18 protein-coding genes are annotated in these 19576 nt (G+C 55.6%); 9 read left to right on the plus strand and 9 right to left on the minus strand.

Going from position 1 to position 19576, the window contains the following annotated elements; translation table 11 throughout:
* Window positions 1-31: 31 nt before the first annotated feature.
* The 8 genes from C816_RS03990 to C816_RS04025 all read right to left on the minus strand — a co-directional run bounded on the left by C816_RS03990 (window position 32) and on the right by C816_RS04025 (window position 8278).
* On the minus strand, window positions 32-1543 hold the full coding sequence (locus C816_RS03990) for a flotillin family protein (RefSeq protein ID WP_016321127.1): 1512 nt from the start codon (window positions 1541-1543) through the stop codon (window positions 32-34).
* 147 nt (window positions 1544-1690) lie between these two features.
* A complete protein-coding gene (locus C816_RS21560; RefSeq protein WP_016321128.1) occupies window positions 1691-2305 on the minus strand; it encodes a hypothetical protein in 615 nt (204 codons plus the stop codon).
* Complete coding sequence (locus C816_RS04000) at window positions 2302-4308, minus strand: M56 family metallopeptidase (RefSeq protein ID WP_016321129.1); 2007 nt, start codon at window positions 4306-4308, stop codon at window positions 2302-2304. The genes C816_RS21560 and C816_RS04000 overlap by 4 nt, the downstream gene beginning before the upstream one ends.
* A gap of 284 nt (window positions 4309-4592) precedes the next feature.
* The gene (locus C816_RS04005; protein WP_016321130.1) at window positions 4593-4958 is read right to left on the minus strand and encodes a BlaI/MecI/CopY family transcriptional regulator; all 366 of its coding nucleotides are present in this window, start codon (window positions 4956-4958) and stop codon (window positions 4593-4595) included.
* Window positions 4959-5075: 117 nt separating this feature from the next.
* On the minus strand, window positions 5076-5624 hold the full coding sequence (locus tag C816_RS04010; RefSeq protein WP_016321131.1) for an ECF transporter S component: 549 nt from the start codon (window positions 5622-5624) through the stop codon (window positions 5076-5078).
* 124 nt (window positions 5625-5748) lie between these two features.
* Entirely contained in the window at window positions 5749-6162 is a 414-nt protein-coding gene (locus tag C816_RS04015) for a DUF3842 family protein (protein ID WP_016321132.1), read from the minus strand.
* Window positions 6159-7238: a uridine kinase family protein gene (locus tag C816_RS24170; RefSeq protein WP_016321133.1), complete on the minus strand. Its 1080-nt coding sequence runs from the start codon at window positions 7236-7238 to the stop codon at window positions 6159-6161. The genes C816_RS04015 and C816_RS24170 overlap by 4 nt, the downstream gene beginning before the upstream one ends.
* 530 nt (window positions 7239-7768) lie before the next feature.
* Window positions 7769-8278: a hypothetical protein gene (locus C816_RS04025; protein WP_016321134.1), complete on the minus strand. Its 510-nt coding sequence runs from the start codon at window positions 8276-8278 to the stop codon at window positions 7769-7771.
* A 276-nt stretch (window positions 8279-8554) separates the two neighbouring features.
* Here C816_RS04025 and C816_RS04030 point away from each other — a divergent pair, with 276 nt between their 5' ends.
* The 4 genes from C816_RS04030 (at window position 8555) to C816_RS04040 (ending at window position 14263) form a co-directional block, all read left to right on the plus strand.
* Window positions 8555-10963, plus strand: coding sequence for an O-antigen ligase family protein (locus C816_RS04030; protein WP_016321135.1), 2409 nt, complete (start codon window positions 8555-8557; stop codon window positions 10961-10963).
* 462 nt (window positions 10964-11425) lie between these two features.
* Window positions 11426-11710: an LbetaH domain-containing protein gene (locus tag C816_RS24445; protein ID WP_207636895.1), complete on the plus strand. Its 285-nt coding sequence runs from the start codon at window positions 11426-11428 to the stop codon at window positions 11708-11710.
* A 363-nt stretch (window positions 11711-12073) separates the two neighbouring features.
* On the plus strand, window positions 12074-12703 hold the full coding sequence (locus C816_RS04035; protein ID WP_016321136.1) for a sugar transferase: 630 nt from the start codon (window positions 12074-12076) through the stop codon (window positions 12701-12703).
* 318 nt (window positions 12704-13021) lie between these two features.
* On the plus strand, window positions 13022-14263 hold the full coding sequence (locus C816_RS04040) for a glycosyltransferase family 4 protein (protein ID WP_016321137.1): 1242 nt from the start codon (window positions 13022-13024) through the stop codon (window positions 14261-14263).
* Here the strand turns inward: C816_RS04040 and C816_RS22375 are convergent.
* Entirely contained in the window at window positions 14229-15014 is a 786-nt protein-coding gene (locus tag C816_RS22375) for a hypothetical protein (protein ID WP_196803606.1), read from the minus strand. The two genes, C816_RS04040 and C816_RS22375, sit on opposite strands and share 35 nt — an antisense overlap.
* Here C816_RS22375 and C816_RS25540 point away from each other — a divergent pair.
* The 5 genes from C816_RS25540 to C816_RS04065 all read left to right on the plus strand — a co-directional run bounded on the left by C816_RS25540 (window position 15007) and on the right by C816_RS04065 (window position 19482).
* A complete protein-coding gene (locus C816_RS25540) occupies window positions 15007-15093 on the plus strand; it encodes a WbqC family protein (protein ID WP_371254358.1) in 87 nt (28 codons plus the stop codon). The two genes, C816_RS22375 and C816_RS25540, sit on opposite strands and share 8 nt — an antisense overlap.
* 455 nt (window positions 15094-15548) lie before the next feature.
* Window positions 15549-16448 carry a DapH/DapD/GlmU-related protein gene (locus tag C816_RS22385; RefSeq protein WP_016321140.1) on the plus strand — a complete coding sequence of 300 codons (900 nt, stop codon included), beginning with the start codon at window positions 15549-15551 and terminating at the stop codon, window positions 16446-16448.
* 4 nt (window positions 16449-16452) lie between these two features.
* Window positions 16453-17580 carry a DegT/DnrJ/EryC1/StrS family aminotransferase gene (locus C816_RS04055; RefSeq protein ID WP_016321141.1) on the plus strand — a complete coding sequence of 376 codons (1128 nt, stop codon included), beginning with the start codon at window positions 16453-16455 and terminating at the stop codon, window positions 17578-17580.
* On the plus strand, window positions 17580-18161 hold the full coding sequence (locus C816_RS04060) for an acyltransferase (protein WP_016321142.1): 582 nt from the start codon (window positions 17580-17582) through the stop codon (window positions 18159-18161). Before C816_RS04055 ends, C816_RS04060 begins: the two co-directional genes overlap by 1 nt.
* A 1-nt stretch (window position 18162) precedes the next feature.
* Entirely contained in the window at window positions 18163-19482 is a 1320-nt protein-coding gene (locus tag C816_RS04065) for a nucleotide sugar dehydrogenase (RefSeq protein WP_016321143.1), read from the plus strand.
* Window positions 19483-19576 lie beyond the last annotated feature (94 nt).

Below are 19576 nucleotides of genomic sequence, written 5' to 3' on the forward strand. Positions count from 1 at the left end.
GGTGGGAGTGCGGGGGCAAAGCCCCTGCAGATCACGCCTCCGGCTCCTCAGGGGCGGGCGCCTCCTGCACGGCCTCGCCGCCGGAGATGTTGATGACGGTCTGGCCGTCCCTGCCGTCTCCCGCGGCGATCTTTCCGCCCAGCAGGCCGGAGAGAAGGGATTTGATGTCGATGCCCATGCCCTCGGTAAAGCCCTCGGTGATCTGGGTGGTGCCGTTGATGATGTCCTGGAGGAGTTTGGCGCTGTTGCCCTCGCCGTACATGGTGATCTTCTCCACCTTGGAAAGGGGCTCCGCCACGTTCCGGGCGATGTCCGGCAGGGCCTGCATCACCATCTCCACCATGGCGGCCTGGCCGTACTTCTTCATGGCCTCGGCCTTGCGGTCGATGCCCTCCGCCTCCGCCAGGGCCTTGGCCTGGATGGCCTCGGCCTCCGCCTTGCCCACGGCGGCGATGCCGGCGGCCTCCTGCTCCCTGGCGTACTTGGCGGCCTCGGCGGCCTTCTTGGCGGCCTCAGCGGCCTGCTCCTCCTCGTAACGCTTGGCCTCGGCGTCCTTCTGGCGCTTGAAGAGGTCCGCCTGGGCCTCCTGCTCCATGCGGTAGCGCTCGGCGTCCGCCTGGGCGCGGATCTCCGCGTCCAGCTTCTGCTTGGCGATTTCCACCTCCTGCTTTTTCAGCTCCGCATCCCGCTCGGCCTTGGCGATCTGGGCGTTGACCGTGGCGGTCTCAATGCTCTTTTGCTGCTCCTGCTGCTGGATGGTGTAGGCGGCGTCCGCCTCGGCCTTTTTGGTGTCGGAGATGATTTTCAGCTCCGCCTTCTTGATCTCCAGCTCGTTGTTCATCCGGGCAATCTCCGTGTCGGAGAGGACCCGGGCCTCGTTGGCGGCCTTGTCGGCCTCCGCCTGGGCGATGGCCACGTCCCGATCCGCCTGGGCCTTGGCGATGGCGGCGTTCTTCTTGATGAGGGAGGTGTTGTCCGCGCCCAGGTCCCGGATGAGGCCGTTTTCGTCGGTGACGTTCTGGATGTTGCAGGAGAGAATTTCAATGCCCAGCTTATCCATGTCCTTGGAGGCCTTCTGCATCACCTGATCGGAGAAGGAGTCCCGGTCGGTGTTGATCTCCTTGAGGGACAGCGTGCCGATGATCTCGCGCATATTGCCCTGGAGGGAGTCCTGGAGGTCCCGGGTGATGTCTGCGGCCTTTTTGTTCAGAAAGTTCTTGGCCGCCAGCTTGATGCCCTCCGGCGTGGGGGAGATGCGCACCTTGGCCACGGCGTCCACGTTGACGTTGATGAAGTCGTTGGTGGGGACAGACTGCTCCGTCTTGATGTCCACGGTCATCTGGCCTAAGTACAGCTTATCCAGCCGCTCGAAGAAGGGGATCTTGATTCCGGCCCGGCCGATCAAAACCTTGCCGTCCTTTTTCAGGCCGGAGATGATGTAGGCCTGATCCGGCGGGGCCTTGACGTAGCCCATCAGCAGCAGAATCAAAATAATGACCACTGCGATTACAACAGGCAGGAAAGTAAGAATGGCGTCAAGCATTTCAGGGACCTCCTCACAATTTGAATTTGGGGTTTCCGTACATTCTATGGGAAAACACGGGATGTTTGCCGCCGGTTTGGGACCTTCGGCAAAAATCGACATATCTCCCCTTTCTATGATACCACATCTCCCGCTCCGGCACAAGGGTCAGATTTCCCCGGCGCCGCCCCCCGGGCCGGGGGGAAGGGGCGGGGGCGCGGCGTCCTGGAAGGCGCGCCGCAGGCTGAACAGGGAGATCATCAGCCAGAGCCCCAGGATGCAGTACCCCGCCGCCAGGATCAAGACGGCGACGCCGGTGACATCGTTGGACGGCCCCGCGGGCAGGTAAGGCGCGAGACTGAACAGCGTCACCAGAACGGTCTGCACGGTGCGGCAGAGGAGGATCTGCCGGCTCAGTAGCCTCCCCTCCGGGTGATAAGTCTCCGCCAGGGCCGCCAGATCGGTGAGGAACTGGAAGAGGAAGTAGAGCTGGGCCGCCGCGATCACCAGGTCCAGGGGCGGGAAGAGGCCGTCCACGTCCCTCCCGGCCCAGGAGGCCAGCCAGTCCGCCCCGGTCCACAGCGCCATCAGGACGCCGAGGGGCTGCAGGAGGGCCAGGTCCCGCCGCTCCTCCTTCAGCTTCTCAATGGCGGAGAGGAACAGCAGCCACCCCGCGAACCGGGGCAGGATGCTGACATTGCCCAGGTTGAAGTCCACGCAGAGAAAGAGGTATCCCCAGGCCGTGCGGGACAGGCCCTCATACATGGTCTGCCGGTCGGTCATTGGAGGCCTCCTTCCACGGGGAGCAGCGTCAGCTCCCCGATTTTTTCTCCGTTCAGGTAGAAGTCCGCGGCATAGCAGTCCGGGGGCAGGTACTCCCAGGGCTCGCTGCCGCCGCTGCCCCCGCCGCCGCCTCCGCCCAGGGGGATCTCATTGCCGTGCATCGCCCAGTTGAAGGTGTCTGTGGTGCCCCACTCGCCTCCATCGCTGCTGGAGCCGGTGGAATATCCTGTCCCCGGGCTCCGCAGCTCCGGGCGCTGGTCTCCAAAAGACCACGGGGCGCAGGAGACGCCCACGCTGCGGATGGAGTCCCGGTCCGCCGGGGCGCCCTTGTAGACGGCGGTGAGGTCTGTGCTGTAATAACCGTTTATAAACTGCCCGCTGGGCTGGGGCGTGATGTCAAAAGTCCATGCGTTGGTGGGAAAAGCGCCCGTCCGCACCGATTTTACCTCTGCGTAAGCAACGGTCTGGTACCGCATCCGCAGGGTAAAGTCCCCGCATTGGGCCTCGTAGACCCAGGCGGGCAGGCCCAGGTTTCCGGTGGTTCGCTCATCTCCCTGGACCACCTGGAAGTCCCCCAGGGGCAGGATGACCCACCGGCCGCCCTGATTCTCCGCTCGGAGGGGCTGGGCGGCAAGATACCGGCTGTGTACGGTGCCGTCCCACTGGCCCAGCAGCGGCGACCACTCCACACCCACCGCCAAAAGCCCCTCGTAAGCGCCGTTTTCCACAGGGCGGAGGTTGTAGATCCGGTAGCCGTACTGGGGGTCGGCCTCCGCCTCCAGTCCGCTGCTCCAGAGCAGGCTGGAAGCCGCAAAGTGATAATAGAGATTGTTGCCGTCCGCAGCTGGCCGCAGCTCCGCCGCCAGAGTGTCCTGCTCCGAGAGGGGCGCGCACATGGCCCGGAATATGCCGCACTGGCTCAGCACCGCCTTGGCGTAGGCGTCAAAGGCCCCTGCATAGGTGGTGCAGGGCGTGGTGCGGGCGGAGGCCATAGCGGCATAGGCCCGCAGGCGCTGGGGGAGAGGGCCGCCGCCTGTGTAGACGCTCTGGGCCCGGGTGCCCACAAGACAGGGCCCTGCCAGCACCAGCGCCACGCACACGCTGGCCAGCGCCATGCCGGAGGGGTATCTCTTAAACCGGGCGATGGCCTCGATCCGGCGGCGGATGTTTTTTCCGCCGTTGGCCATGGAGGAGGTGCCGGGCGCGCGGGCGTACTTCTCGTTGGCCATGCTCAGGAGGATGCGGCCGTAGTCCCGCCGGTCCTCTCCCTCCAGCCGCTCCAACGCCCGCTGGTCGCAGAGGGACTCCAGGTCGTTCCCCGCCAGATCTGCGCAGTACCACAGCAGGGGGTTGCACCAGTGGACGCACCGCAGGAGGCAGATCAAAAGCCCCCAGGCGGCGTCGCGGTGCCGCAGGTGCAGCAGCTCGTGGAGCAGGACCTTTTCGTCCGTCTCCTCCCCGGCCGGCAGGGCCAGCACGGGCCGAAGCACCCCGCAGATGAAGGCGGAAGGAAGCCCCTCCACCTCCACGGCGGGGCAGACAGGCAGGCCGTACCGCTCCGCCGTCTCCCGAATCAGGGCGGCCCGGGCCTCCCCGGCGGGGGTTCCCCGCCGCAGGGCCAGCCGCAGGCGGAGGTAGGAGACGGCGTACCGGCCCAGGAAAAACACTGTGCCGGCCAGATACACGATGTAGGCCCACTCCGCTCCGGTCCGGGGAGGCCCTGCAAACTGAGGCAGGGGCACAGGGGCGGACACCCGGGTGAGGACGCCGAACTCCTCTGTGAGGAGGGAGCGCAGAAACTCCACCGCCAGAGGCCAGTTCAACAGGGCATACCGCCCCCCAAGGCCCGCGGGGACCGCCAGCACCAGGGCCAGCATCCCCCACGCGGCGAACTGCCACCGGGGGGACAGCTTGTCCCGCAGCATGGCCTTGACGGCCAGGAGCACCGCCGCCGCCCCGGAGGCGGTGAGGGTCTGCAAGAGAAAAGACCAAATATCGGACATAGAGACCTCCTAATCTGTAGGACCGTTTTGGACAGCGCCGCGCCGCCCGGCGGCAGGGCAGAGAGGTTGCCCATGTGCGTAACGCGCTGAAATTCTTTTTGGTTCTTTTTCAAGAAAAAGGCCTAGGCCATGTTTGAAAAAAGACAAAACGCCCAAACGGCGGATCTTTATCCGGCACTCTGCGTTAAATTTTCTTGCCGGGCGTCATCCCGCCTGCAAAAATTTGCCTTGATTGGCGAAAACATCTCTCGCCGTTGGGCATTCCGCCATTTTTCAAACAAGGCCTACACCTCCATCTCGTCCAGCAGGCGGCGCAGCTCCTCCCGCTCCTGAGACGAGATGGGGCTCTCCTTCAAAAACGCCGCCACCAGATCCCCGGCGGCGCCCCGGTAGACCCGCCGAAGGAAGGTCTCCCGCTCCCGGGCCTGGCAGTCCTCCCGGCTCAGGGCGGCCCGGTAGACATGGGGCGAGCCCTCCTTGCGGATGGACACCAGCCCCTTGGCCTCCATGCGGGTGAGATAGGTCAAAACCGTGTTCCGGCTCCAGCCGGTCTCCGGCCGCAGGGCCTCCGTCAGTTCCCCCAGGGTGCTGCCGCCGGAGGCCCACAGGGCGGTGAGGACCGTCCACTCCCGGTCTGATAAATTTGCCATGGCGCTGCCTCCTACAAGTGTAGTCATATCCGTATACTACACTTGTAGGAGGCAGATGTCAAGAAAAACCGCCCCAGCGGCTTGGCCGCTGGGGCGGTTCATGGGTCTTTGGAGTTCTCAGGCGGGGAGCGGGGCCGTCCGCCCGAAGAAGCCGGCCCGTTTCAGGGCCATCACCAGCAGGGGAATCAGCACAATGTGGACGATGATGCCGGGCACGGCGTTGAAAAACGCCTCCGCCATGAACATGGTCCAGGTGAAGGGCTCCCCGGACACGCCGCTCAGGACCGTGCGGACAATGCCCCAGACCACCCGGCCCGCCAGCATGGCTCCGATAAGGGCGGCGTAGATATTGGCGGGGCGCTTGGGCAGGTGCCGGTACAGCAGGCCGGCTACCAGGCCGTAGGCCGCCAGCTCGAAGCACATGGCCAGTCCCGTGGGAAAGATGGGGGGCTTTTGGAACAGGGCGAACCGCAGCAAGGGCGCCACAGCCCCCACCGCCATGGCCCACCAGGGGCCGCAGAGGAAGCCCGCCAGCAGCACGGGGATGTGCATGGGGCTCAGGGCGCTGCCGATCTGGGGGATCTGCCCCGTCAGGAAGGGCAGGACCATGCACAGGGCCAGGCAGACAGCCGCCGTGACCAGGTTCTTGGTGTTCAGATTTTTCATAGTTTCGTTCTCCCTTTCAAACAGATGTGTCTGCCGTCTTGAACGGGAGGCCGCGCCTTCATGGCGCGATTGGGTGCGGGGACATCTATATCAATCTCCGGCTTGGCCGGGAAATTACGCTCGATCAGGTCTCCGGGCACATGGCCCGCAGCAGCTCCACCGCCTCGTCCATGAGTTTGGAGAGGGTCATGGACTGGGTGCCCACCACCACGTTGTTGCAGTGGTTCACAGGCAGCAGCAGCTTCCGGGCGGGGCTCTGGCCCACGGCCAGCGCCATGGCGGGGGTCACCTCTCCCAGCAGGGAGTCGGCGGCCAGAATGCCGATGGGCCCGGCGATGACGTCCGCGTCCCGGCAGTTCACCACCACCGGGTTCTCCCCGGTGGCGCCGGCGTCCGCCCCGGCCTTGAGCATGGCGGAGGTGGCGATGGCGTTGGTGCCAACGGCCGCAATCTCACAGGGCAGGGCGGCGGCCCTGATCCGCTCAATGAGCACCTGGCCCATGCGGCCGCTCTGGCCGTCGATCACAACTACTTTCATCCGTCCACCTCCAGAATCAGATCGCAGCGGCCCGCCGCGTCCGTGGCGTCAAAGTACCGCTGCTCCAGGGGAATCCAGGCGCTGAAAAACCGCTCCCGGGCCTCCGGGTCGTTCCGCCTATGGATGCGGAGCCTTTGCAGCTCCGGGGAGATCCGCAGAAAGGCGGAGAGGCCGTAGCAATCCGCCAGGGCCGGGTGCATGCTGTACGCGCCCTCCACGATATTCAGCGCCCCGGGAGCCATTGGGACCGGTCCGCCCGCTGTCCGGGTATGGCAGTCATAGGGCCGGTATTGAACCGTCTCCCCCCTGGTCAGGGGCTCCAGAACCTCTTGGAGGAACCGCTCATAGTCCACATTCCCGCCGGACTCCGCCAGACGCGCCTCCGTCCGCTGCTCCGGGCGGAGGAAGAAGTCGTCCATATGGAACACGCAGCAGTCCGGGTAGATCCGCTCCAGCAGGGCCGCCAGGGTAGTCTTGCCCGCGGCGCTGCCGCCCTCCAGGGCGGCGGTGACCCGGGCCTTCTCCGCAAGCTGCCGGTCCAGGCCCGCCAGCAGGGGCAGGAGCCGGACGTACTCCCGCCGGATCACCCGGTAGGCCGGGGCATAGGCCCTGCGGAACTCCTCCGAGTGACGGCAGGCGGGAAATCCGCTCTCCCGCCACGATTCCACGGCCCGGACCGTGTCCTCACAGGAGAAGGGCAGCAGCCCCTCCCGGGCCAGGTCCAGGAGGCAGCGGAGCTTTTCCTCCAGGTCCGCCGCGTCCCCGGCGGGAGTTTTGGCGGACAGGGCGAAGAGACGGAACAATGTCCGGGGGGCAAGACCGCTCTCCGTCAGAAACCGCAGGTGCAGGCGGCAGAAGGGACCGTCCAGCATCTCCGGAGCGGGGCTGTACGCCCCGGCGGGAAGCGAAGTCAGCTCCTCCCGGAGCAGACGCAGGCCCGCCGCCTCGTCCGTGACGAAGTGGCCGCAGCCGAACACGCTCTGGTGCAGGGCCTTCAGCAGGTCCTGCGGGCGCAGGGCGGGGTACTGCCGGCACTGGGCCAGGAGAAATTCGGTTGTGGACCGGGAGTGATCCATAGGCTTCTCTCTTTCAGACACTGTATTTTTAATATTATACAACATAGAGCGGGGGCTAAGTCAAGAGCGGATCGCAAAAGGAAGTGTCCGGCCGCGCATTTTATGATCTGTGATTGAGGTTTTACGGCTGTGGCTTTGTAGGGGCGGGGCTCTGTCCCCGCCCATTTTCCCGAAAACGCCGGGTTTCCGGCGGCCGCACCGGGACAGAGCCCGGCCCCTGCATAAAATCTGCGAAGTGGACACTCCCTCGCAAAACGCCGCGCCGCCTGCTGTATTTAGAATATCGTACACCGCAGGCTGCGTTCTGTCAACAGTGCGCCGCGTCCATTGCCGGATGGGATTCTCTGGGGCGTTCCCATATGTCCTTTTTTAGAACCCGTTTTCATAACCGGGGGAGCGGGATGGGCGAGGATATTCCTCGCAGGACAAGAAAATTGCCCATGCAATCCGTCAGGATTGCATGGGCAATTGACGCCGTATGGCGGAAAAAGATCCACCGTTTGGGCGTTTTGACTTTTTTCAAACAAGGCCTAAGATGTCGCGGATATATCCATCAGGACTAGGGCGTAATAGGTATAGTTGGGATTGTCCATACCGGTAGATTCTCTGACGCCGTACCAGGAGATGGACCTGTCGTTCCAGGTGATGGAAACAGGGCTGCTGCTGTCAAAGCCCAGCGCGACGTATGTGGCTCCCCGGGTTGCCCAGATAAATTGGTTGCTGCTGTTGAATAGAAAGATTGCCATCGGCTTGTAGGCAAAGGTCAGGGTCTTCGGATTCGAAGCGGTGCCGCCGTTGGTGCCCTTGTAGGTGATGAACTGAAGCTGGCAGTTGCCCCGTTTGGAGACGGCCGTGTTCAGGGCCGCCAGGGCTGCCTCGTGGTTTTTCAGGGTTGCGGCGTGGGTTTTCATACTCTCCAAAGAGTCTTCGTGGGCTTTCAGCGCGGCTTCGATTCTGGCGTTGTCGCTGTTGAAATCCTCCATCTGGATGCGGTCGGGTTTCTCCCATTGGGAGAGCTTGTAGACAGCGGTCTGTTTCATAAATTTTCCCCTTTCAATAAGGTAATTCCAGGTCTTGTTTGATAAATGGCAAAATGCGCAGCGGCGGAAAAGTCTGTCGTTTTCGCGTTTTGACATTTTTCAAGCAAGGCCTAATTGAGCCGCCCTTTTTCGGAGGAGTTGCATAAAAACGTGCATGAAATCAGAAAAACATGTGAAGATTTGTTATGTGAAGATGCCACACGCGCTTTCCCGGGCTTGAAAAGCGCGTTGATTTAGTATACAATCGTAACGACTCGAATTTTGGGAGGGGTACATTTGAAGAAGAAACGGACTGCGTCCCTGTCGCTGACGGGGCCGCGTCAGGATGCGGCTGAGGCCGCGCTGTTTTCACTTGTCTTGTTCTTTGCTATGCACATTTGGTCGGAGCCCTTTGCCCTGGGGGCGGCGTTCCTTGCGTTCATAGTGTGTCTTGGAAGGAACCCCTGGCGTCTGGCCCAGGAGCGCTTCTGCGTCCCGGTGCTGGGGTTTGCCGTCTTTGTGCTGTTGTTTGGTGCGGCGGCGATCTATTCCCCTTTCGGCAGCTCGGCAGTCCGGGATTTCCGGGGGGCACTGGCCGCCTTTGCGGTGGCGGCCCTGGTGCTGTTCCGGATTGAAAAGAGGCATGTTCGGGCGCTGCTGTGGGGCCTTGCGGTGATCTGCGCCGTGGTGAGCCTGCTGTGTACCAGCTTTGCGTGTGAGGGCCCCCTGTATGAGATCTTCTGCTCCGTAATGGACCTCTTCGGACAGTCCTATATGTATCGGGGGGAGATTGAAAATACGATTGCCCGCGTCAACGGCATTTATAACGACGCCAATATCTCTGCCAGCATTTTGGCGTTGGGGACGCTGGTATCCCTCTATCTGGCCCGGACCGGGAAGAAGTGGTGGGAGAGGCTGCTTGCCTGTGCGCTGGTCAGCGCTTCCGCCTTGGGGATTTTATTGTCCGTCAGCCGCGGCGCCATTTTGTGCTTTGGGATTTCTCTTTTGGTGTGGCTGGCTGCCGCAGGGAAGGGGGAGCGCTTTCGTCTCTTTTTGCTGCTGGTGATAGCCGCAGGTGTGACGCTGGTTGTCTCGCTTCCGGCCGGCGCGGCGGTGGAGCCGGGGAACCCGCTTCCCAATGTGCTGGCGATTGTTTCCGGCGGGGCGATTTTCCTGCTGGATTGGTTTCTTGGGGATCGGCTGGCGCGGGGAGTGTATGGCCGCACCAAGGCTGTGGCGGCGGCTGTCGGCGCAGTCGCGGTATGCATAGTTGTGTTTGCTGTGGCGGCTCTCAACTTAAAAGGTGCATATGTATTTGGAGAGGGGGACAACCTGTATCGCGCATTGCCCCTGGAGCCCGGCGCGTATACGCTCTTTGTTGAATGGGAAGGCGATGAAAACTGCCGGGTGGTTATTTACAGCCGCTCGGAGCAGCAGGCTCTGACAAATAGCCAAACGGAATTGTATGATGGCTATGAAGATCAAATCACCTTTGAAGTTCCCGATGATGCGGTCCGGGTTTTTTTCCGTTTTCGGGCGCCTGAGGGCAATATCATACACAGTGCGACGCTCTCTGACGGCACGGAGATTCCCCTGTCCTACCGGCTGCTGCCTGAGATGATCGTCCGCCGTCTGCAGGAAAATCCCTTTGAGGACAACAGCTTCCTGATGCGGCTCCAGTTTGATAAAGACGCCTGGAAGATTTTCACTCAGAGCCCGCTTTTCGGGCACGGCCTGGGCTCTACGGATAATCTCTATCCGGCGGTCCAGCCCTTCTATTACACCTCGCGCTACGTCCATAACCATATTTTGCAGATCATGGCGGATATGGGACTTCTGGGTCTGGCGGCGTTTTTGGCTTTCCTGGGCGGGGTTTTGTGCCTGCTGATCGGACAGCTTCGAAAAGAGCGGGATATGCTGGCGGCTGTGCTTTTGGCATGCTGGGTGATGATCAATACCCACAGTCTGATGGAGGTCAATTTTTCAGTTCAGGCATATCAATGTGCCGCCTTTGTCCTGCTCCTGCTCCCGGCGGCGCTTTACGGCCGGCCGCTGTCTGAAAGCGCGGCAAAGGCCGGCGGCGCGGCAGTCTGTGCGGGATTTCTGACATATTTGGCGGTTTTCGGCGGCCTTATGGGCATGCGGCAGACTGTCTGGCGGGAGTATACCACTCGATATGCCAGCAATATTGATGAGGCTATATCCTGGCTGGCCGATTACGCAAAGCGCGACGTATTTGAGCCTGAGCGCTATGAGGTGGAGTATGTTGCCGCAACGGCACAGGATACAAGCGGGCAATACGGTGAGAAAATGCTGAACTTCGTTGAGAAGATTCGAAATTCTGGAAATTACCCGTCTTGCTCCGCGCTGCCGGAGATATATTACCTCCGGGTTGAAGATTTTGAGGGTCTGTTTGAATGCTCTCGGGTTTGTCTGCTTCAAAGAGCGTCCTATGCAACGGTATGGAATGAGCAGGCTGCTTTTTATAGGGAGCGGGTGCTCCTCGCTGCTGGAGTAGAGAATATAGATGTATTCCTGGAGGGGGTTTTGGCTTTTTATGATCTGTTAGAGGAGACGAATCAGCGTCTGACCCAGGACATCAGTTTAACAGGCGTGAATCAGGCTTTTGTAGAGCTGGCTCTGTCCGCAAGGGAACAGAATCTTTCCGGGGAAGCGCTGTATGATTATTTGATTTCCGGGAACTGAGGGAGTTTTGTCTGAATAAATTCTAGTCCGCCCCGCAAATGACCACTAAAACGGTGGTTATTTGCGGGGCGGATTTCTATGTATTTTTTAGAAAGTTCGAGAAAATACTTGCCTTCTAACTAAACGAGTAGTAATATGTTATGGAAATTTGCTATGCAAACGTAACTGCTTGGCCGTTAATGGACCATGACAGGGGGGCTCATGCGGACCGGAAACAACATCAGGCAACAAACAGATAGGCGCTATGAGGCCCGGTACATTAAGGGGCGGAATTCCCAGGAACATGCTGTATGGTTACTGCTATGGAAAAACATGAGAGGACGCCGCACAAAAGCGGAAAGAGGCAGTTTCGTGTTCTGCTTCTGCGAGTGAACTGAATTTGCTGATATCGGGGATGGGGAATCACGGCAGAGAAGTCCGGGAATTTGCGGAAAGTTTGCGGGTTTTTTGAAAATTGCCTTTTTGGATGATGAGAATCCAGAGGCAATCGGCCCCTGTAAAATACTTGGGCAATATGTAGGCGAGTATTCCGCCGTAATTCCAACGATAGGGAACCAGATGCTGCGGATGCGTTGGATCGGAGAACTGACACAGGCTGGCTTTATTCTGCCAGAGCTGATTCATCCAAAAGATGACATCATCCAGCGCGAAAATTGGCTGTGGTACAGCGGTCTGTGTACAAGCCGTCATCGGCGCTGGAGCAAACATTGGAAGGGGCTGTATTATTTCCAGCGGAGCCGCTGTTGACCGAGATATGATTCCGGATGGTATTAATGTAGGCTGCGGACAGGCGATTACTTCCAATATTCAAATTGTCCGGGAAGGGAGTGCTATATGGATAATCGGATCTTTTTGTCATCTCCAACGGTGTACAAGCAGGTATTTATAAAAAGTGCTCGAGGGACATTGTTTTAGGCCTTGTTTGAAAAAAAGTCAAAACGCCCAAACGGTGGATCTTGATCCGCCACTCTGCGTTAAATGTTTTTGCCGGGCGTCAGCCCGCCTGCAAAAATTTGCCTTGATTGGCGAAAAAATCTCTCGCTGTTGGGCATTCCGCCATTTTTCAAACAAGGCCTAGTATAAATTTGGTTTTTTAAGGATGGATTGTTGATGATATATCGCGCATATATTAAACGATTTTTAGATATTGTGTTAGCTTTAGTTGGGTTAATTGTATTGGGGATACCAATGGTTTTCATTGCAGTCATTGTAAGGCTAGATTCTCCAGGACCGATTTTCTTTTGGCAGAAGCGTATTGGAATACATAAGACCTGCTTTATGATGCCAAAGTTTCGATCTATGCGTGTGGATACACCGCATGATACGCCGACCCATTTACTTATGAATCCTGAGCATTGGATTACTCCAGTTGGCCGTATATTGCGAAAAACTTCTTTGGATGAACTTCCGCAGATATTCTGCATTTTAACTGGGCAAATGTCGGTGATTGGCCCCCGTCCGGCTCTGTGGAATCAGGAGGACTTACTGTCGGAGCGTGATAAATATGGGGCGAACGACATTCGTCCTGGACTCACCGGCTGGGCACAGATTAATGGTCGGGATATACTTTCTATTGAAGATAAGGCTCAGTATGATGGGGAATATGTAAAGAAGATGAGTTTCGTTTTTGATTGCCGCTGCTTTTTTGGCACGATTGGAAAGGTGCTTCGTCGAGATGGTGTGGTGGAAGGCAGTGTTGGTGAATTGAGAAAGCAGAAAGAGGAGTTACCTCAAAAATGAAGCAAGTACTGATTTTGCAAAGGTCCACGGTTATGTTGGAAAGAGTTTTTTGATCAATCATTTGTGGTGCCGATAGTCTTCTAGAGCAGTGCTGTTTATGCTTGAACGATGCCAGCGGTCAAGCATATGTGGAAAGAATATGGGAATATTAGGCCATGTTTGAAAAAAGTCAAAACGTCCAAACAGCGGATATTTTCCGTCATTCTGCGTTGATGTTCCTGCCATACACAGAGTATGACTGCGTTAAATCGCCTTGACTGGCAAAACATCTCTTGCTATTGCTCAGATAAGATCTGGATTTCCGACAAGGAGGGCCAAATGAAAAAAAATGTTTGGATTATAAATCATTACGCTGGAGGCATGCTGTTCGACCAAGGCGGCCGACATTATAATTTTGCAAAATATCTAAAACAACAGGCAGACTATGAACCGGTTATATTCTGTGCAAGCAGTGAGCATGGAAAGCCGCGGCAGTATTTTGATACGCAGGATCTCTGGCAGAAACACACTTCGGAGGAGATAGGAGTCCCTTGGGTGTTTGTAAGGGCTCGAACATATGTTGGAAACGGAAAACAGCGTGTTCTAAACATGATAGATTTTTACAAGAATGTGAAAAGAGCAGCCAAGAAGTACACTGCCAACCATGAGAAACCAGACGTCATATATGCCTCGTCTCCTCACCCGTTGACTTTAGTGGCAGGAATTCAGTTGGCAAAGTATTATCGGGTGAAATGTATTTGTGAAGTGAGGGACCTCTGGCCGGAGAGTCTCATAGTGTATGGGTTGCTGAAACGGAATTCCCTTCTGGCCAAAGCGCTATACGCTGGAGAGAAGTGGATTTATAAAAAGGCTGACGCGCTTATTTTTACCATGGCAGGGGGCTGCGATTATATTGTGGAACGGGGCTGGGATCGGAAAATCCCGCACTCTAAAGTACACAATATTAACAACGGTGTAGATTTGGAGGTTTTTGATTACAACCTGAACCACTATCATCATGAGGATTCGGATTTGGATAATCCAGATGTTTTTAAGGTTGTTTATGCTGGCTCGATCCGAAAGGCAAACAATTTGGGATTATTGTTGGATTCGGCGAAAAGAGTGCGTAATCCTCGTATTCGATTTCTGATTTGGGGTGATGGGGACGACCTTCCCTTTTTGCGGCAGAGAGTTTTGGATGAGCATATCGAAAATGTAACTTTTAAGGGGAGGGTTGAAAAAAAATATGTTCCTTCCATTGTCAGTAGAGCAGACTTAAACTTTATTGATGGAAATTATAGTGATCTTTTTCGTTTTGGGATTAGTCTCAATAAACTCTTTGACTATTTTGCTGCGGGAAAGCCCGTAATTATGCCTATGAAAGCCAACTATAATCCGGTGCAGGAATTTTCCTGTGGCTTGACCGCGGAGAGGGAAGAACTGCTGCCGCAGCTGCTGGAACAAGCCGCGACGCTTTCTGAAGAGGAATATCAAAGAATGTGCCTTAATGCTCGGAAAGCGGCGGAAGAATACGATTTTAAGAATCTCACCCAGAAGCTGATTCAGATATTGGAGAGCTAGAAAACAAATGGAATTTACCTATCGAGCCTACCGGGATCTTTTGTCGCTTTTGCGGGAACAGGGATATGCCTTTCGGAATTACCACAACTATGAAGCGGTCTGCCGATGCGTTATCCTCCGGCACGACATTGATAACAGTCTCTCCCAAGCGGTAAAGCTGGCGGAGCTGGAAGCGGATGCGGGCGTTTGTTCCACCTATTTCGTCCTGCTGCGAACGGATTTTTATAATGTTGCGGCTAAGGCGGGGCAGGAAGCCCTGCGGCGCATTCAAGCGCTGGGTCATGAAATCGGACTGCATTTTGATGAGGCATTTTATGGCCCGGCCCTGAAACCGGATGAAATTATCCAAAACATTATAAAGGAGAGCAGCCTTCTGGCCGCGCTCCTTGAGACCGCTGTCACGACCGTTTCCATGCACCGGCCGTCGCGGAGTTCCCTGGAAGCGGACTACCATATTCCTGGCATCGTGAATTCCTATGGGAAGACGTTTTTTCAGGATTTCAAATACCTCTCCGACAGCCGCCGGAGATGGCGGGAACCGGCGGAAGAGATTATCCGCTCCGGAGAGTATGAACGCCTTCACATTTTGACACATGCGTTCTGGTATCATGAGGAGGAAAAGGACATTTCTCAAACAGTGGGAGATTTTATCCGTCTGGCAAACCAGGAACGGTACCGTCAAATGGCGGAGAATATCACAGACATTGAATCTATTTTGGGAAAAGGGGAATTTTACTGTGAGAGTGGCCATTTATCAGCCACATTATTTTCCTTGGATGGGGTATTTTGACAAGATGGCCAAAGTGGATGTTTTTATCCTGTTGGGTTAGGCCATGTTTGAAAAATGGCGGAATGCCCAACGGCGAGAGATTTTTTCGCCAATCAAGGCAAATTTTTGCAGACGGGCTGACGTCCGGCAAGAAAATTTAACGCAGAGTGGCGGATAATGATCCACCGTTTGGGCGTTTTGACTTTTTTCAAACATGGCCTAGGTCCAGCTTGAGAAAAATTCTTTGATGCTGAGAAACCGGGTCCTGGATAAGAGCGGGGAAATCAAGTATAACACCATTTCTGTTCTTGATATGTTGTTCAATTGCGGCGTTGATATGAAGCGCCGTATCTTCTGGGAAAATGTGAAAAGCACCCATGAGTTTGACACTGTCCAGCAAGATATGTTTGAGTTCGAATATAATCCGAACTCCCGTGGGGCTCCCACAGGAAGAGATACTGTTTGCCACGTATACTTTTTCGGTATATGTCTGTTTCGTGAAAGGATAGCGGCCTGATGAGAATTTTTGAGCTTTTGGATTTCTTGGAGAAGGAGAAACTACCTTTTTCCTTCTCTGGAAATAGAGAGACTGCAGTAGAAGGATTTTCCTCCTTAGTTCACTACAAACCTGGTTCTTTTACTTGGATTAAGAGTACCGAAAATATTCCAAAGCATTTTGATCTTTCTCAGATTACACTGGCCTTTGCAGCAGAAACGCCGGGAGTCAGCTCTGTTCCCAATATCATCCGTTCTCCGGAAAGCAAGCGGGCCTTTTTTCACACAATAGAGCATTTTTACAGTCAGGAAGAACCGCGACCTACAGTTGGCCATTTTACCTATGTTTCTCCAGGCGTTAAGCTGGGGAAAAATGTTCGCATTGGCCATAACTGTACTTTGGATGGAGATATTTCTATCGGAGAGAATACAGTTATCTGGAATAATGTAGTAATTGTGAATCGGGTCCGTATTGGGAAAAATTGCTTTATCCATTCCGGTACGATCATTGGACATGATGATTATTCATATACTGAAGATTCCAGTCATAAAAAAACAATGATCAAACACTATGGCGGCGTCATAATAGGGAATGATGTTTGGCTCGGAAAAAATGTCTGCGTTAATCGAGGCACTATTGATGATACAGTATTAGAGGACGGCGTAAAAATTGATGATCTTAGCCAGATTTCACACAATTGTATTTTGAAAGAGAATGCTACGCTGGCTTATCCTTGCAGTTTGGGCGGTAGTACGTGTATTGGAAGAAATGGATATATTTCAGGTGCCATTATTCGCAACCAATGTACGATTGGAGAAGATGCTTTTGTAGGTATGGGGGCCGTGGTAGTGAAAAATGTTCCCCCTGGCGAGACCGTAGTAGGAAATCCTGCCAGACCTTTGGTAAGAAAGAAGGAATAAACTCATGCAGTTTATTGACTTGAAGGCCCAATACCAGGCCCTGAAAAGCGAAATCGACGCCAACATTCAAAGCGTCCTGGATTCTGCCCAGTTTATCGGCGGCTCCTACGTCAAAGAATTGGAGACTCAGCTGGCCGCCTTTGTGGGCCGCAGGCACTGTATTACCTGCGCCAACGGTACGGACGCGCTTCAAATTGCCTTTATGATTGCCGGGATAGGGGAAGGAGATGCGGTGTTCTGTCCGGACATGACGTTTATCTCCTCCACGGAGCCGGCAAAGATGTTGGGGGCTGCCTCTATTTTCTGCGACATCACGCCGGATACCTACAATCTGGCCCCCGCCAGCCTGGAGCGGCAGATCAGAGCTGTCCTGGCAGAGGGCCGGCTGATTCCAAAGGCTGTGATTGCGGTGGATATTCTGGGGAACCCTTGTGATTATGACGCAATCGCGCCCATCTGCGAACAATACGGTCTCACATTGATCGAGGACGCCGCCCAGAGCTTCGGCGCATCCTATAAAGCGCGAAAAGCCTGCTCCTTCGGACACATTGCCACGACCTCCTTTTTTCCCGCCAAGCCCCTGGGATGCTACGGCGACGGCGGTGCCGTATTCACCGATGACGACGAAGCGGACAACCTCTGCCGCTCCATCTGTGTTCATGGCAAGGGCCCTGGCGGGAAATATGACAACGTTCGCATTGGAATGAATTCCCGGCTGGATCATCTCCAGGCCGCCATACTGCTGCCAAAGCTCAAGGCGCTGAGGGAGTATGAATTGGATGCGCGGCAGACTGTGGCTGAACGCTACAACGCCGCTTTTGCGGGAAAGCTGGTCACTCCCTTTGTAGCTGAAGGGTACACGTCTGCCTGGGCGCAGTATGCCCTGCTTGCCCGGGATGGCACCCAGCGTGATAAGATTGTGGCCCATTTGACGGAAAAGGGTATTCCCAACATGATTTACTACCCTACCCCCCAGCACGCCCTGCCGGTGTTTCAGAAGGAGCCCGCTTATGGGGAGACATTCAAAAACGCAAACGACTACTGTGCCCGGACCTTCTCCCTGCCCATGCATCCGTATCTGACGGAGGAGGAGCAGCAAACGGTAATAAATGCAGTTTTGGAGGCGCTGTGATGGACAAGCCGTATTTTGTACACGAATCCAGCTATGTGGACGATGGCTGTGAGATCAAAGCGGGGACCATGATCTGGCACTTTTCCCACATCATGAAGGGGTGCAGGATTGGAAAACACTGCAATATTGGACAGAATGTGGTCATTTCGCCAGATGTGATTTTAGGAGACGGAGTAAAAATTCAGAACAATGTCTCTGTATACACCGGTGTGACCTGTGAAGACAGCGTGTTCCTGGGACCCTCCTGTGTATTTACTAATGTGATAAATCCCCGGGCTTTTATTGAGCGGAAGAATGAATATCGAAAGACTGTGGTAAAAAAAGGTGCCAGCATTGGAGCCAATGCCACTGTTGTCTGCGGGCATTCTATTGGCCGCTATGCTTTTGTGGGCGCAGGCTCTGTTGTGACAAAGGATGTACCGGACTACGCCATGGTCTACGGTGTGCCGGCTGAAATACGAGGCTATGTATGCCAGTGTGGAGAGCAGCTCATGTTTTCGGATTGGAAAGCCGTCTGTCCCGACTGCGGGCGAGCATACTGCATGGACGAAAACAACTATTCCATCAAGGAGGCCGATTGAGATGGCCATTAAAGAAGCATTGATTCAGAAGATCCAAAATAGAACCTTGGTCATGGGCGTCTGCGGCCTGGGCTATGTAGGACTGCCCCTGGCCGTGGATAAAGCCAAGCACGGTTTTAAGACCATCGGTTTTGACGTGCAGCAGGAGAAGGTGGATCTGGTCAACGCCGGAACAAACTACATCGGCGATGTGGTAAACGCCGATCTGGAAGCGTTGGTAAAGAGCGGGATGCTGCGGGCCACCTCAGATTTCAGCTTTGTGGAAAACGTGGATTTTATCGCCATCTGTGTTCCAACGCCGCTGGACAAGCACCAGCAGCCCGACATCAGCTATATCCGTGATTCTACAATTTCCATTTCCAAACACCTGAAACGGGGATCGATCGTCGTATTAGAGTCCACCACTTACCCAGGTACCACGGAGGAGCTGCTGAAACCCATTTTGGAGGAGGGAAGCGGTCTCAAGTGCGGTGAGGACTTCTATCTGGGATTTTCTCCGGAGCGCATTGATCCAGGCAATCTGTTTTACAAGACCAGTAACACCCCCAAGGTGGTGGGCGCTGTGGGAACGGACGCCACCGAGGTTATCGCCATGGTTTATCGGGCCATCTTAGAAGGAGATGTTACTACAGTAAGCAGTCCTGCCGTGGCTGAGATGGAGAAGATTTTGGAAAACACCTACCGAAATGTGAACATTGGTCTTGTCAATGAGCTTGCTATTTTGTGCAATAAAATGCACATCAATATCTGGGAAGTAGTAGATGCCGCCAAAACCAAGCCGTACGGTTTTCAGGCGTTTTATCCCGGTCCAGGCCTGGGGGGCCATTGTATCCCTCTGGACCCCTATTATCTCAGCTGGAAGGCCCGAGAGTATGGATTTCACACCAGTATGATCGAGGCCTCCATGATGATTAATGACCGGATGCCGGAGTACACTGTGGAACGGGCGGGGAAGATTCTGAACCGTTACCGGAAGTCTTTGAATGGTTCCAAAGTATTGGTTTTGGGTGCGGCCTACAAACAGGACATTGATGATTACCGGGAGAGTCCCGCTGTGCGTGTGATGGCGGAATTCCGTAAAACCGGCGCCCTGGTGGACTATTACGATCCCTATGTCCCCAAGTACCGGGACGGCGGCATGTGGTATGAAGGCATTCCTGCTTTGACGGAGAGAGCGGTAAAGGAACATGACCTGGTAGCCATTGCCACTGCACACACAGAGGTAGATTACGCTATGGTAGCAAATTGCGGCGTGCCGGTTTTTGATTGTAAGAATGTGTGTAAGGGAATTCAAAACCGGGAGAACATCGAGACGCTGTAATAGCAGGCAGTTGTCCATAGCATGATGCTGTGAGTATTGTTGGTGAAAGCGCCTTACAGGCAGAGACGACCTCCTTTTACACGTTGGAATTTCT

This window comes from Oscillibacter sp. 1-3 (assembly GCF_000403435.2).
Classification (GTDB): domain Bacteria; phylum Bacillota; class Clostridia; order Oscillospirales; family Oscillospiraceae; genus Oscillibacter.

Coding starts and splice junctions, on each gene's coding strand:
- C816_RS03990 (WP_016321127.1), bottom strand. CDS start 1,543: ATGCTTGACGCCATTCTTACTTTCCTGCCTGTTGTAATCGCAGTGGTC.
- C816_RS21560 (WP_016321128.1), bottom strand. CDS start 2,305: ATGACCGACCGGCAGACCATGTATGAGGGCCTGTCCCGCACGGCCTGG.
- C816_RS04000 (WP_016321129.1), bottom strand. CDS start 4,308: ATGTCCGATATTTGGTCTTTTCTCTTGCAGACCCTCACCGCCTCCGGG.
- C816_RS04005 (WP_016321130.1), bottom strand. CDS start 4,958: ATGGCAAATTTATCAGACCGGGAGTGGACGGTCCTCACCGCCCTGTGG.
- C816_RS04010 (WP_016321131.1), bottom strand. CDS start 5,624: ATGAAAAATCTGAACACCAAGAACCTGGTCACGGCGGCTGTCTGCCTG.
- C816_RS04015 (WP_016321132.1), bottom strand. CDS start 6,162: ATGAAAGTAGTTGTGATCGACGGCCAGAGCGGCCGCATGGGCCAGGTG.
- C816_RS24170 (WP_016321133.1), bottom strand. CDS start 7,238: ATGGATCACTCCCGGTCCACAACCGAATTTCTCCTGGCCCAGTGCCGG.
- C816_RS04025 (WP_016321134.1), bottom strand. CDS start 8,278: ATGAAACAGACCGCTGTCTACAAGCTCTCCCAATGGGAGAAACCCGAC.
- C816_RS04035 (WP_016321136.1), top strand. CDS start 12,074: ATGATATATCGCGCATATATTAAACGATTTTTAGATATTGTGTTAGCT.
- C816_RS04040 (WP_016321137.1), top strand. CDS start 13,022: ATGAAAAAAAATGTTTGGATTATAAATCATTACGCTGGAGGCATGCTG.
- C816_RS22375 (WP_196803606.1), bottom strand. CDS start 15,014: ATGGCCACTCTCACAGTAAAATTCCCCTTTTCCCAAAATAGATTCAAT.
- C816_RS22385 (WP_016321140.1), top strand. CDS start 15,549: ATGAGAATTTTTGAGCTTTTGGATTTCTTGGAGAAGGAGAAACTACCT.
- C816_RS04055 (WP_016321141.1), top strand. CDS start 16,453: ATGCAGTTTATTGACTTGAAGGCCCAATACCAGGCCCTGAAAAGCGAA.
- C816_RS04060 (WP_016321142.1), top strand. CDS start 17,580: ATGGACAAGCCGTATTTTGTACACGAATCCAGCTATGTGGACGATGGC.
- C816_RS04065 (WP_016321143.1), top strand. CDS start 18,163: ATGGCCATTAAAGAAGCATTGATTCAGAAGATCCAAAATAGAACCTTG.